We start from the raw sequence: 13113 nt of genomic DNA, 5'->3' as shown, positions 1-13113 counted from the left end.
GATGAGCGACACGATAGGGGCGCCTGGAGTATTCCGTGAAATGGATTATTTGGGATGAATGATGGAAAAAATCGATTACCGGCTCCGCACCCGCGCGGGCGCCGCCGCGCGCCGGCTTCCCCGCTTTTCCCCGGGCTGCGGCCGGCGTTGCATCATGAAAGCAAGCAGCGCCTGGGCGCCTATGGACAGGCTGCGGTCGCGGCGCCGGATGACGAAGACCTCGCGCGTCAGCCCCGGCGTCTCGACCGGCAGCGCGGTCAGGTCGTCGCTGTCGAAGTGGAACAGCGTCAACGCCGGCACGACGGTGATCCCCAGGCCGGCCCGCACCATGCCGGCCACCGTGCTCAACTGGTCCAGCTCCATCATGCCGTTCATCTTGGCCGGATGGATGGCCGCCTCGATGTGCTGGCGCACGCTGCTGTCCTGGGCCAGGTGGATGAAGGGCTCGCCGCTGAGCGCCGGGAGCGTGAGCCGCCGCCGGCGCGACAAGGGGTGGTCCTTGCGGCAGACGAGGTAGAAGCCGTCGCGGCAGAACGGGTCCGCCTGCAGGTCCGGCCCGACGGAGCGCATCGAGGCCAGGGCGAAGTCGGCCCGGCCGCTGCGCACGAATTCTATGCAGCTTTCGGACAGGACGTCCGCGACGTCCACCTGGATGCCTGGGTATTCCTGGTGGAACGCCGCCAGCACTCCGGGCATCCAGCCGGCCGCGAGCGAGGGCAGCGCGGCGACGCCGGCGCGGCCGCGCCGGCCGGTGGCGTGCTCGCCCAGGTCCTCGAGCGCGTCGCGCAGGCTGGCCAGCACGCGCGTGGCGCCTCCCAGGAACAACCGGCCTTCGGGCGTCAATTCGACGCGGCGCGTGTCGCGATCGAACAGCCGGACGCCAAGCGAGTCTTCCAGCGTGCGGATCAGGCTGCTGAATGCCGACTGGGACAAATGACATTGCTCGGCGGCGCGCGTGAAGTTCCTGTGCTCGGCCAGGGCCGTGAATGCGCGGACCTGGCGTGTGGAGAGATTCAGATCGGTTATCTGCATATTCGATCACTCCATCAAAAAAAAGCGATGCCCTCGATGATTGGCAAATCTTACTATCCGGTCGCTGTGGGTGACACAAGAACGCTAACGATGATGAGGAGACTCCAATGAAAAGGGCATCATTTGCGCTGACCGGCATGTCGCTGGCGGCGGTGCTGGCGGGTTGCGGCGGTGGCGACGGGGGAACGTCGGGCGATGGCGGCCCCACGGCGCCAGGCGAGCCGAGCCTGCAGGTTTCCGTGCTGGGGAACCGCGCCGACCTCGTGTCCGGCGGGCAGGCGCTGGTCGAAGTCAAGGTTCCCGAGGGTTCCTCCACGCGCTTCGAACAGATCCGCATGCTGCTCAATGGCAGCGATGTGACCAGCGCATTCGCCGTGCGCGAGAACGGCCGCTACATGGGGCGGGTGGAGGGGCTGGCCGAGGGGGACAATACCCTGGTGGCGCGGACGGACGACGGCGCCACGGCGCATCTCGCGATCAACAACCATCCGAATGGCGGGCCGGTCATCTCCGGCGCCCAGGTCGGTTCTTGGGAATGCACCACCAAGGTCGCGGTGCCGACGCCGACCAACCCCGACCTGGGCGATCCGCTCGACGAGCAGTGCAATATCGCCGCGCCCGTGTTCCGCTACCAGTACCGGACCACGGCCGGGCGGTTCGCCGTCTACGATCCCGCCCATCCCCCGGCCTCGTCGGAGATCGCCAGCGCCACCACCGACGAAGGCAAGACCGTGCCCTACATCGTCCGCATCGAGCGCGGCGTGGTCAACCGCGGCAAGTACGACATCGCCTACCTGGCCAACCCGGCCGACCCGCTCAAGGGCTGGACGCCGTATGCCCGTCCTGCGTCCTGGAACGGCAAGCTGCACTGGAAGTTCGGGTCGGGTTGCGAATACAGCCGCACCCAGGGCAATCCGGGCAGCGTGCTGGACGACGTGGCCCTGAGCCGGGGCTTCATGGTGGCATCGTCCGAGATGACCCAGTACGGCACGCATTGCAATGACATCACGTCGGCCGAAACGGTGATCATGCTCAAGGAATACATCACCGAGAACTACGGCGAGATCCGCTACACCATGGCCGACGGCGACTCCGGCGGCGCGCACCAGCAGCATCTGCATGCCTCGAACTATCCCGGCCTGCTGCAGGGGCTGCTTCCCGGGCAAGGGTGGCAGGACACCTGGACGACCGGCAGGGAGTTCGCCGACTGCGGGCTGCTCAAGCGGTTCTACGACGCGCGCAAGACCGCCGGGTTTCCGTTCACCATCATGGAAAAGGCCCACGTCAACGGCCATGTCTACGATCAGGTGTGCGAAGGGCCGGCCAACACCAACATGGCTTCACGCACGCCGTTCTATCTCGATCCCACCGTGGGCGGCGCGGGCTGCGGGACGCACTGGAACGTCTGGTCGCCCGGCAATACCACCGGCATCCGCTGCACGCTGCAGGATTTCAACATCGCGGTGTTCGGTCCACGGGATGCGACCGGCTATGCCAAGACCCCGATCGACAACATCGGCATCCTGTACGGCCTGCGGGCGGTCAACAGCGGCCAGATATCGCCCGAGCAGTTCGTGATGCTGAACGAACAGGTGGGCGGCTACGACATCAACGGCCAATGGCAGCCCGCGCGGATGGCGGCCGATCCCGGCGCGGCGGAAATCGCGCACCGGTCTGGCCGGGTCGTGCACGGCCAGCGCCTGGGCGAGGTGGCCATCATCCAGTCCATCAGCTTCAACGTGCGGGAGGAGCACTACGATTTCCGCGGCTACGTGATCCGCAACCGCATCCTGCGCGAACACGGCGACTACGCGAACCACGTCATCTGGCGCTACAAGTCCACGCCGCCCGACTACGCCGCGCGCCGCTTCGACGCGATGAACGAATGGCTGGGCAAGATCGAGGCCGATACTTCCGGCAAGACGCTGCGCGAGAAGATCATCGCCAACAAGCCGGCCATCGCGGTGGACGCGTGCTGGCGGGCCGACGCGGCCACGTGGAGCACCGATCCCGACTACTGCAACACCGGCGCCGATCCGACCTCGGCCTCGAGCGTGGCCGGTTCGGGCGCGGCGGCGGTCTACAGTCCCGGCGTGGATGAGTGGCCGGTGTTCCGCGATACCCGCGTCGCGGCGGGAGAAGGGCTGGCCAGCGACATCATGAAGTGCGCGCTCAAGCCGCTGGCGCGGGCCGATTTCGCGGTGGCCTTCAGCGGTGGGCAGTGGACGCGCCTGCAGGCGGTGTTTCCGCTGGGCGTATGCGACTACAGCAAGCCGGGCGCCGGCCAGGCCGTTCCCGAGCCCTGGCAGAGCTTCATGGACGGGCCTGGCGGCAAGCCCCTGGGGCCGGTACCGGCGTCGGCGGCGGGCGAGGGGGCCTGAACCGGCCCGGTTACCGGCCCCGGATCCGGCGCTTGACTTTGCCATCATGGGAAGCTTGATACTGCGAAGCATTACCCCCAGTATCGCGAGGAAACCATGAGTGCACAGTCAACGCCGGCAGCGGCCGGCCCGGGCGATGCCCCGGTAAGCTGGACCCTGCCCATCGAGGGCATGACCTGCGCCTCGTGCGTCGGCCGGGTCGAGCGTGCCCTGTCGCAGGTGCCCGGCGTGCGGCGCGCGAGCGTCAACCTGGCCACCGAGACGGCCGAGGTCGAGGCCGATGCCCCGGTGCAGGCCGCCACGCTGCGCGCGGCGGTCGAGAAGGCCGGTTATGAGATCCCCGCCGGATCGGTGGACCTGAGCATAGGCGGAATGACTTGCGCCTCGTGCGTGTCGCGGGTGGAGAAGGCCCTGGCCCGGGTGCCGGGCGTGGCCGGCGCCGAGGTCAATCTCGCTACCGAGACCGCCCGGGTCTCGCTGGTCTCCAAGGTCGATCCGGCGGTGCTGATCGGCGCGGTGGAGAAGGCCGGCTACGAGGCGCGCCTTGCCGCGCAGTCCGCGCCCGTCGCCGACGCGGCCACCGCGGGCTTGCCGACGTGGTGGCCGATCGCCCTGGCGGGGGCGCTTTCCCTGCCGCTGGTCGTGCCCATGCTGCTGATGCCTTTCGGCATCCATTGGATGCCCAACGGCTGGGTGCAATGGGCGCTGGCGACGCCGGTGCAGTTCTGGCTGGGCGCGCGTTTCTACCGCGGTGCCTGGAAGGCCTTGAAAGCACGCACCGGCAACATGGACCTGCTGGTGGCGCTGGGTACCAGCGCCGCCTACGGCCTGAGCGTCTATCAACTGCTGCGCCATGGCGCCCATGGGGCCACGCATCTGTATTTCGAGGCCTCGGCGGTGGTGATCACGCTGGTCCTGCTGGGCAAGTGGCTGGAAACCCGCGCCAAGCGGCAGACCACCGAGGCGATCCGCGCCCTGAACGCCCTGCGGCCCGAGGTGGCCCGCGTGCGGCGCGAGGGCGGCGAGGTCGAGGTGCCGGTCGCGTCCGTGCACCCTGGCGACCTCGTCGTGGTGCGCCCGGGCGAGCGCGTGCCGGTGGATGGCGAAGTGGTCGAGGGCGCCAGCCAGATCGACGAATCGCTCATCACTGGCGAAAGCCTGCCGGTGGACAAGCAGCACGGCGACCGCGTCACGGGCGGCTCGGTCAACGCGGAAGGCCTGCTGGTGGTCCGCACCACCGCCGTCGGCGCGGAGTCCATGCTGGCCCGCATCGTGCGGCTGGTCGAGTCGGCGCAGGCCAAGAAGGCGCCCATCCAGCGCCTGGTAGACCGTGTCAGCGAGGTGTTCGTGCCGGTGATCGTGGCCATCGCCGCCGTGACCCTGCTGGCCTGGGGCGGCGCGACCGGCGATTGGGAGCTGGCCATCCTGAATGCGGTGGCGGTCCTGGTCATAGCCTGCCCGTGCGCGCTGGGACTGGCCACGCCCACGGCCATCATGGCCGGCACCGGCGTGGCGGCCCGCCATGGCATCCTGATCAAGGACGCGGAGGCGCTGGAAGTGGCGCACAACGTCAAGGTCGTGGCGTTCGACAAGACCGGCACGCTGACCGAAGGCAAGCCCGAACTGGTCGCCGCCGAACCGGCGCAGGGCGAGCGCCGCGACCTGCTGGCCGCCAGCGCGGCCCTGCAGGCGGGCAGCGAACATCCGCTGGCGCGCGCCGTCATGGCCGAGGCGCGCCGCGAGGGCATCACCGTGCCGGCCGCCACCCAGGCGCGGGCGGTGGCGGGGCGCGGCATGGCGGCGTCGGTGGACGACCGCGAGCTGCGGCTGGGCAGCGGCCGCTACATGCAGGAGCTGGGGGTCGAGATCGGTCCGCTGGCGCAGCGCGCCGCGGCGCTCCAGGGCGAAGGCCGCACCGTGTCGTGGGTGGCGAGCGTGAGCGGCCAGCCCGTGCTGCTGGGGCTGCTGGCCTTCGGCGATACGCTCAAGCCGACGTCCGAGGCGGCGCTGCAATCGCTGCGCGAACAAGGCATACGCAGCGTGCTGCTGACCGGCGACAACGCCGGCGCGGCGCGCGCCATCGGCCAGGCGCTGGGCGTGGACGACGTGCGCGCGGAAGTGCTGCCCGAGCACAAGGCCGAAACCATTGCCGCGCTGCGGGCCGAAGGCCACGTGGTGGCGATGGTGGGCGACGGCATCAACGACGCGCCGGCGCTGGCGGCCGCCGACGTGGGGATCGCGATGTCGACCGGTACCGACGTGGCCATGCATGCCGCGGGCGTCACGCTGATGCGCGGCGATCCCGCCCTGGTCGGGGACGCGATCGACATTTCCCGGCGCACCTACGCCAAGATCCGCCAGAACCTGTTCTGGGCCTTCATCTACAACGTGGTTGGCGTGCCGCTGGCGGCCCTGGGCCTGCTCAGCCCGGTGCTGGCCGGGGCGGCGATGGCGCTGAGCAGCGTCAGCGTGGTCTCCAACGCCTTGCTGCTGCGGCGCTGGAAGGGCCGTGCCTGAAGCCAACATTACACAAACGTAATCTTCGGGTCAGGCTGGGGTGGGGGGCCGCTGGCTAGAGTGGCGGCCTGACCGGATTCATCGGATATCGCATGCACATCAAGACTTCAAGGCGGACCTTCGTCACCGCCCTGGCCGCGGGCGGCGCACTGGGCGCGCTGGGACTCTGGCGCAAGCCCGTATGGGCGGCCATCGGGCCGGGCGCCCCCCACGTGCTGACCGGCACCGAGTTCGACCTGCAGATCGGCGAAACGTCGGTGAATTTCACCGGGAGCGCCCGCACCGCAATGACCGTGAACGGCGGCATACCGGGGCCGCTGCTGCGCTGGCGCGAAGGCGACACTGTCACCTTGCGCGTGCGCAACAAGCTGAAGGCGTCCACCTCCATCCACTGGCACGGCATCCTGCTGCCCGCCAACATGGACGGGGTGCCCGGGCTGAGCTTCGAAGGCATCGCGCCCGACGGCATGTACGTCTACACCTTCAAGGTGCGCCAGAACGGCACCTACTGGTACCACAGCCATTCGGGATTCCAGGAGCAGTCGGGCGTCTACGGACCGCTGATCATCGACGCCAGGGAGCCGGAACCGTTCGCCTACGACCGCGAATACGTCGTGATGCTGTCGGACTGGACCGACGAGGATCCGGCGCGGCTCATGCGCACGCTGAAGAAGCAGTCCGACTACTACAACTTCCACAAGCGCACCGTTGGCGATTTCTTCCGTGACGTCCGGGAAAAGGGCTGGTCGGCCACGATCGCGGACAGGAAGATGTGGGCCGAAATGCGGATGAATCCGACCGACATCGCCGACGTCAGCGGGTACACCTATACCTATCTGTTGAACGGGCAGGCGCCGGACGGCGGCTGGACAGGGCTGTTCAAGCCGGGCGAGCGCATCCGCCTGCGCTTCATCAACGGCTCGGCCATGACCTATTTCGACGTGCGCATTCCCGGCCTGAAGATGACCGTGGTGGCGGCCGACGGGCAGCACGTCAAGCCCGTCGCGGTGGACGAGTTCCGCATCGCCGTGGCGGAGACCTACGACGTGATCGTCGAGCCTGCCGCGGACGAGGCCTACACCATCTTCGCGCAGTCCATGGACCGCACCGGGTATGCGCGCGGTACGCTGGCCGTGCGCGAAGGCGCGCAGGCGCCGGTTCCCGCCCTGGATCCCAGGCCGATTCTGGCCATGGAGGACATGGGCATGGACCATGGCGGCATGGCGGGGATGGATCATGGCAGCATGGCCGGCATGGATCATGGCGCCATGTCCGGCATGCAGTCCCATCCCGCCTCGGAAGCGGGCAACCCCCTGGTGGACATGCAGACGATGACTCCCACGCCCAAGCTGGACGACCCCGGCATGGGCCTGCGCGACAACGGTCGCCGCGTGCTGGCCTATGCCGACCTGCGCAGTACCTTCGAGGACCCCGACGGACGCGCGCCGGGCCGGACGATAGAGCTGCACCTGACCGGCCACATGGAGAAATTCGCCTGGTCGTTCGACGGCATCAAGTTCTCGGATTCGCAACCCGTGGTGCTGAAGTACGGCGAGCGGGTCAGGATCGTGCTCGTGAACGACACCATGATGACCCATCCCATCCACCTGCATGGGCTATGGAGCGATCTCGAAGACGAGAACGGCAATTTCATTGTCCGCAAGCACACCATCGACATGCCGCCGGGGTCGCGGCGCAGCTATCGCGTGACCGCCGACGCCCTGGGGCGTTGGGCCTATCACTGCCACCTCCTGTATCACATGGAAGCCGGCATGTTCCGTGAAGTCCGGGTGGAAGAATAAGGGGCCGGCCATGATTTTTTCGATTCATCGCAACGCGCCGGCATTGGCCGCCGCGCTCATCGGCCTGACTCTGGCTGGCACGTCGACCGCGCGGGCCCAGATGCAAGGGATGGACCATTCGCACATGGACCACTCCCGGATGCAGGGCATGGACCACTCGACCATGCAGAACATGGATCACGCTCCCATGCAAAGCATGGACCAGGCGCCGATGCAGGGCATGGAGGCCGCGCCCACGGAAAGCCGCACGCCCATTCCCAAGCTGACCGATGCCGACCGCCAGGCCGCCGCCTTCGATACGGCGGGCCACGCCGTGCACGACAAGGGCATCAATTCCCTGTTCCTGGTGGACCGGCTGGAATGGCAGGACGCCCGCGGCGGCAATGCGCTGAACTGGGATTTCAAGGGCTGGATAGGCGGCGACATCGACCGCCTGTGGCTCAGTTCGGAAGGCGAGCGCTCGGGAGGCAAGCTTCACGAGGCCGAGGTCCAGGCCTTGTGGGGCCGCGCCATCAGCCCCTGGTGGGACGTCGTGGGTGGGGTGCGCCACGACTTCAAGCCGGGTTCGTCGCAAACCTGGGCCGCGTTCGGCCTGCAGGGAATGGCGCTCTACAACTTCGAGGCCTCCGCCATGGTCTTCGCCGGCGAGAACGGGCAGACCGCCGCGCGCCTGAAGGGCGAGTACGACATCCTCTTCACGAACCGGCTCATCCTGCAGCCCGCCGCCGAGGTCAACTTCTTCGGGAAGAACGACCATGGTCGGGGCATCGGGTCCGGCCTGTCGAGTACCGAAGTGGGCGTCCGCCTGCGATACGAGATCCGCCGCGAATTCGCCCCTTACCTAGGCGTGACCTGGAACCGGACCTACGGGACCACCGCGGACTATGCCCGGTCGCACGGAGAACGCCGCAGCGACACCCGGTTCGTGGTCGGCGTGCGCATGTGGTTCTGATTCCCCTTCATTCTTCTTTTTCATCCGTTTCAAGGTCCATCATGTCCAACGCTCGCACCGCCCTGAACGCCGCCGTCCTGACGGCCGGGCTGCTTGCCGCCACCGCGGCCCAGGCCCATCCCGAACTATTGTCCTCGACCCCCGAGGCCAAGGCCGAGACCACGGCGCCCGCCAGGATAGAACTGCGCTTCTCCGAGGCGCTGGTCACCCAGTTCTCGGGCGCCAGGCTGCTCATGACGGGCATGGCCGGCATGACCCATGCGCCCATGCCGGTCGAAGCCCGGGTCTCGGGCGACGCCGATCCCAAGACGATGCTGATCACCCCGGCCAAGCCCCTGGCGGCCGGCACCTATCGGGTGGAGTGGCGGGCCGTCTCGTCGGATACGCACCCCATCACCGGCAATTTCTCGTTCAGCGTGAAGTAGGCGATGGCCGACGGACTGGGCGTTGCCGTCCGCTTCGCGCTGTACCTGGACCTGGCGCTGCTTTGCGGCGTGCCGCTATTCCTGCTGCACAGCTTTCAAAGAGAATGGGAAGACGGCCAACCCGGCCTGGGCTTCGGCGCCTGGCCGGCCGCCGCCGCGGGCTTCGGCGTCCTGCTTGCGGCGCTGAGCCTGGCCTTGCTTGCCCAGTCCATGAGCGGCGCCGAATCTCTCATGGCACTGCGATTTCCCATACTCGCCATGGTGGTCGGCGGCACGCACGCGGGGCTGGCCGCGGCGATACGGATAGGCGCGCTATTGCTGGCCCTGTGGTGTGCCCTGAGAATGAGGCACCGGCGCGTCGCGGGCTTGCGGGCCGTTGCCGGGTGGGCCTTCGTCGCGCTTGCCAGCCTGGCCTGGGGCGGGCATGGCGCGATGGACGACGGCGTGCGGGGCTATGTGCACTTGTGGGCCGACGTCGTCCACTTGCTCGCGGCGGCCGGCTGGGTGGGCGCGTTGGCCGTTTTCGCGAGGATGTCCTGGTCGTCCACGGATGCCCCGGACAGGCAGGTTCGCCTGCTGAGCCGGGGGCTGGCGGGCTTCGCCGGCCTGGGCACCGCCATCGTCGCGGCCTTGACGCTCACGGGGGTGGCCAACTACGGGTTCATCGTCGGTCCGACCGTGGACGGCCTGCTGTCCAGCCCCTACGGCCTGCTTTTTTTGGGCAAACTGGGGCTGTTCGCCACGATGCTGGGCCTGGCGGCCGCGAACCGGTTCCGCCTTGCCCCCAGGCTGGAGGCGGCGATCGCCGCGGAGCGCCCCGGCGCCGCCCTGGCCCTGCTGCGCCGGAGCGTGGCGCTGGAGGCCGGTGCGGCGACCGCCATTCTGTTGTTGGTGGCGTGGCTGGGTACGCTCGGCCCGCCCACCGGATCTTGAAGGAAACCACGCATGATGCACAAACACGCAAGCCTGTCGCGCCGTACGCTCCTGATCGGGGCGGCCTTGCTTCCACTGGGCGCCTGGGCGCAGAAGACGAATACCGTGGAGGTCTGGAAGACACCCACTTGCGGATGCTGCAAGGATTGGATCAAGCACCTGCGGGACAACGGATTCCAGGTGGTCGCCCACGACGTCGACGATCCCTCCGTGGAGCGGCACCGCCTGGGCATCCCGGACGACAAGGGCTCGTGCCATGCGGCGGTGGTGGACGGCTATGCGCTGGAGGGGCATGTGCCGGCGAAGGAAATCAAGCGGCTGCTGCGCGAACGTCCGTCGGCCATCGGCCTGGCCGTACCGGGCATGCCCCTGGGATCGCCGGGCATGGACGGGCCTGAGTACGGCGGCCGCAAATCCGCCTACGACGTCCTGCTCGTGCGGGCCGGCGGGCGGTCCAGCGTCTACCAGGCCTATCGCTGATCCGTAACGGGGCGCCGCCATGAAACTACTGGTCGTGGAAGACGAGGCCAAGACCGGAGAATATCTCCGGCAGGGGCTGACCGAGGCCGGCTTCGTGGTCGACCTGGCGGACAACGGCCTGGACGGCCAGTACCGGGCGTTGAGCGAATCCTACGACCTGATCGTGCTGGACGTGATGCTGCCCGACGTGGACGGCTGGCGCATCCTGCAGACCCTGCGCGCCGTCGAGAACAACGTGCCCGTCCTGTTCCTGACCGCGCGCGACAGCGTGGCCGACCGCGTCAAGGGCCTGGAGCTGGGCGCGGATGACTACCTGGTCAAGCCCTTCGCCTTCTCCGAACTGCTGGCCCGCGTGCGGACCCTGCTGCGCCGGGGCAGCGGACAGATCGCCACCGACCGCATCCAGGTCGGCGACCTGGTGCTGGATCTCGTCCGCCGCCGGGCCACGCGCGCCGGCCGGCGCATCAACCTGACGAGCAAGGAGTTCGCGCTGCTGGAACTGTTCGTGCGCCGGCGCGGCGAGGTGCTGCCGCGTTCGCTGATCGCCTCCCAGGTCTGGGACATGAACTTCGACAGCGACACCAACGTCATCGACGTCGCCGTCCGGCGGCTGCGCGCCAAGATCGACGACGCGTTCGATGCCAAGCTGATCCAGACCGTGCGGGGCATGGGCTACGTTTTCGAAGAACCCGAGGACATAGGCTGATGCGTCCGTTTTCCCTGACCGCGCGGCTGACGACTTTCTTCTCGCTGTCGTCGGCCGCCGTGCTGCTGGGACTGGGGGCCTTGATCGCCATCTCGATGGACCAGCACTTCGCGTACGAGGATTTCGCCGTGCTCGAGGAGAAGGCGAACCTGGTCCGCAAGATTGCCCGGGATGCCGCGCCCGCCGAGATGCCGGCGCGCCTGGGCGCGGCGCTCCAGAACCATCCCGGGCTGGTGGCCTTGGTCCGGACGGAGCAGGGAAGCAGCCTGTATGCCACGGAAGGCTTCGTGTTCCAGCAGGCCTTGAGCGCGGCGCAGGCCTTGCCGGCCGGGAAGGAGGCGTTCACCTGGCGCCAGGACGGCGCCGAGTACCGGGGCCTGCGCGCCACGGTGGGCGGGGCGGGGGGCGAGATGCTGGTCATCGTCGGGCTGGCGACCGAGATCCACGCGCACTTCATGCACGGCTTCCTCCATTCCCTGGTGCTGTACGTGCTGCTGTCCGCGCTCGTAAGCGGCGTATTCGGCTGGTGGGCGGCCCGCAGCGGGCTGGCGCCGCTGCGCACGATGGCCGCCCGGGCCCGTGCCGTGACCGCGCAGAAGCTGGACGAGCGCATGCCCGTGGATGCCGTGCCGCGGGAGATGGCCGACCTGGCTGTGACCTTGAACGCCATGCTGGCGCGGCTGCAGGATGATTTCCGCCGGCTGTCGGAGTTTTCGTCCGACCTGGCCCACGATCTGCGCACGCCGCTGACGAACCTGCTGACGCAGACCCACGTGGTGCTCGCGCAGCCCCGCGAGGCCGGGAAGTATCGCGAGATCCTCGCGTCCAACGAAGAGGAGTTGCAGCGCCTGTCGCGCATGGTGTCCGACATGCTGTACCTGGCGAAGATGGAGCATGGCATCACCTTGCCCGACGCCGGCGTCATTGCCGTGCAGGACGAGGTCCGCGCCTTGTTCGAGTTCTACGAGGCCCTGGCCGAGGACAAGGCCGTGGCCTTGCGGTTGACGGGCCGGGGCAGGATCATGGGCGACCGGCTGATGCTGCGGCGCGCCCTGAGCAATCTGCTGTCGAACGCCTTGCGCCATACTCCGCCGGGCGGGGCCATAGACGTGGTGGTCGCCAGCGACGCCAAGGCCGTCACGATCGCGGTCGAGAACGATGGCAAGGAAATCCCGGCAGAACTGATCCCCTCGCTGTTCGACCGTTTCTTTCGCGGCGACAAGTCCAGGGCCCGGCCCGACTCGGAAAGCTCGGGCCTGGGGTTGTCGATCACGCGCGCCATCATGGTGGCGCACGGCGGCGACATCACCGCCAGCTCGGTTTCCGGCCGGACCCGGTTCACGCTGGTCTTTCCGGCCAAGGACTCGTCGCAAGCAGGGTGACCACGACGGCCCGGCCAAGGACAGGACCGCTTGTCCGTGGCCGGGCCGCCGTGCTTACCGGCGGTAGTTGCTGGGGGGTAGGGACCATTCGCCGTTCTCGAACACCCAGCCGTCGTAGGCGATGAACTTGTTGTTGCCTCCGGGCGTGGCGTCCCGCGCCTTGGGAGCGGCGCTGTTGCCCTTCATGGACCCGTGGTGGGGCAGCGTATCCGTGTGGACCACCCGGCCGTCCTTCATGGCGTAGGCGTGGTCCTGGCGGACCCATTCGCCGTTGACGAAGGCCCAGCCGTCCGCGCTGGCCAGCAGCGCGGGAGCGGCGGTTCGCGGTGCGGCGCTGGATATATCCGGACCCGCGGCGTAGGCCGGGGAGGCGCCGCCCGCCAGGGCCGCGACGAGGATGACCATTTTGCCGTTCAACATGTCGATCTCCAAAAGTACCGTGCGCCGCAGGGGGCGCCCGGTTGGCTGTGCGTGGGTTTGCACAGGAGCCTTCACTTTAGGAG

General features: G+C 68.3%; 11 protein-coding genes. 9 read left to right on the top strand and 2 right to left on the bottom strand.

Annotated elements, in window-relative coordinates:
* Positions 1-75 precede the first annotated feature (75 nt).
* Positions 76-1032, bottom strand: a complete 957-nt coding sequence (locus tag WKR98_RS19160; RefSeq protein WP_238160376.1) for a LysR family transcriptional regulator — start codon at positions 1030-1032, stop codon at positions 76-78.
* A gap of 107 nt (positions 1033-1139) precedes the next feature.
* Here WKR98_RS19160 and WKR98_RS19155 point away from each other — a divergent pair, with 107 nt between their 5' ends.
* The 9 genes from WKR98_RS19155 to WKR98_RS19115 all read left to right on the top strand — a co-directional run bounded on the left by WKR98_RS19155 (position 1140) and on the right by WKR98_RS19115 (position 12610).
* On the top strand, positions 1140-3413 hold the full coding sequence (locus WKR98_RS19155; protein WP_341434407.1) for a DUF6351 family protein: 2274 nt from the start codon (positions 1140-1142) through the stop codon (positions 3411-3413).
* 96 nt (positions 3414-3509) lie between these two features.
* Positions 3510-5930 (top strand): heavy metal translocating P-type ATPase, encoded by a 2421-nt coding sequence (locus WKR98_RS19150; protein WP_341434406.1) that lies wholly within the window; start codon positions 3510-3512, stop codon positions 5928-5930.
* Between the two features lie 92 nt (positions 5931-6022).
* On the top strand, positions 6023-7732 hold the full coding sequence (locus tag WKR98_RS19145; RefSeq protein ID WP_341434405.1) for a copper resistance system multicopper oxidase: 1710 nt from the start codon (positions 6023-6025) through the stop codon (positions 7730-7732).
* Between the two features lie 10 nt (positions 7733-7742).
* On the top strand, positions 7743-8684 hold the full coding sequence (locus WKR98_RS19140; protein ID WP_341434404.1) for a copper resistance protein B: 942 nt from the start codon (positions 7743-7745) through the stop codon (positions 8682-8684).
* Between the two features lie 41 nt (positions 8685-8725).
* A complete protein-coding gene (gene copC / locus WKR98_RS19135; protein ID WP_124689146.1) occupies positions 8726-9109 on the top strand; it encodes a copper homeostasis periplasmic binding protein CopC in 384 nt (127 codons plus the stop codon).
* Positions 9110-9112: 3 nt separating this feature from the next.
* Positions 9113-10042 carry a copper homeostasis membrane protein CopD gene (gene copD / locus WKR98_RS19130; RefSeq protein WP_341434403.1) on the top strand — a complete coding sequence of 310 codons (930 nt, stop codon included), beginning with the start codon at positions 9113-9115 and terminating at the stop codon, positions 10040-10042.
* Positions 10043-10057: 15 nt separating this feature from the next.
* Positions 10058-10522 carry a DUF411 domain-containing protein gene (locus WKR98_RS19125; RefSeq protein WP_341434489.1) on the top strand — a complete coding sequence of 155 codons (465 nt, stop codon included), beginning with the start codon at positions 10058-10060 and terminating at the stop codon, positions 10520-10522.
* Between the two features lie 19 nt (positions 10523-10541).
* The gene (locus WKR98_RS19120; RefSeq protein ID WP_341434402.1) at positions 10542-11228 is read left to right on the top strand and encodes a heavy metal response regulator transcription factor; all 687 of its coding nucleotides are present in this window, start codon (positions 10542-10544) and stop codon (positions 11226-11228) included.
* On the top strand, positions 11228-12610 hold the full coding sequence (locus WKR98_RS19115; protein WP_341434401.1) for a heavy metal sensor histidine kinase: 1383 nt from the start codon (positions 11228-11230) through the stop codon (positions 12608-12610). The genes WKR98_RS19120 and WKR98_RS19115 overlap by 1 nt, the downstream gene beginning before the upstream one ends.
* 54 nt (positions 12611-12664) lie before the next feature.
* On the opposite strand, the gene WKR98_RS19110 is transcribed toward WKR98_RS19115, so the two are convergent.
* Complete coding sequence (locus WKR98_RS19110) at positions 12665-13030, bottom strand: hypothetical protein (RefSeq protein ID WP_124689150.1); 366 nt, start codon at positions 13028-13030, stop codon at positions 12665-12667.
* Between the last annotated feature and the right edge of the window lie 83 nt (positions 13031-13113).

This window comes from Pigmentiphaga sp. YJ18 (genome assembly GCF_038066655.1).
GTDB lineage: Bacteria > Pseudomonadota > Gammaproteobacteria > Burkholderiales > Burkholderiaceae_B > Pigmentiphaga.
Note: the sequence above shows the minus strand (reverse complement) of the source record. Positions and strands in the feature narration are given on the sequence as shown.

Excerpts from the sequence above, each read along its gene's own strand:
- WKR98_RS19145 (WP_341434405.1), top strand. The coding sequence starts at position 6,023 with ATGCACATCAAGACTTCAAGGCGGACCTTCGTCACCGCCCTGGCCGCG.
- WKR98_RS19155 (WP_341434407.1), top strand. The coding sequence starts at position 1,140 with ATGAAAAGGGCATCATTTGCGCTGACCGGCATGTCGCTGGCGGCGGTG.
- WKR98_RS19140 (WP_341434404.1), top strand. The coding sequence starts at position 7,743 with ATGATTTTTTCGATTCATCGCAACGCGCCGGCATTGGCCGCCGCGCTC.
- WKR98_RS19110 (WP_124689150.1), bottom strand. The coding sequence starts at position 13,030 with ATGTTGAACGGCAAAATGGTCATCCTCGTCGCGGCCCTGGCGGGCGGC.
- copD (WP_341434403.1), top strand. The coding sequence starts at position 9,113 with ATGGCCGACGGACTGGGCGTTGCCGTCCGCTTCGCGCTGTACCTGGAC.
- WKR98_RS19125 (WP_341434489.1), top strand. The coding sequence starts at position 10,058 with ATGCACAAACACGCAAGCCTGTCGCGCCGTACGCTCCTGATCGGGGCG.
- WKR98_RS19150 (WP_341434406.1), top strand. The coding sequence starts at position 3,510 with ATGAGTGCACAGTCAACGCCGGCAGCGGCCGGCCCGGGCGATGCCCCG.
- WKR98_RS19115 (WP_341434401.1), top strand. The coding sequence starts at position 11,228 with ATGCGTCCGTTTTCCCTGACCGCGCGGCTGACGACTTTCTTCTCGCTG.
- WKR98_RS19160 (WP_238160376.1), bottom strand. The coding sequence starts at position 1,032 with ATGCAGATAACCGATCTGAATCTCTCCACACGCCAGGTCCGCGCATTC.
- copC (WP_124689146.1), top strand. The coding sequence starts at position 8,726 with ATGTCCAACGCTCGCACCGCCCTGAACGCCGCCGTCCTGACGGCCGGG.
- WKR98_RS19120 (WP_341434402.1), top strand. The coding sequence starts at position 10,542 with ATGAAACTACTGGTCGTGGAAGACGAGGCCAAGACCGGAGAATATCTC.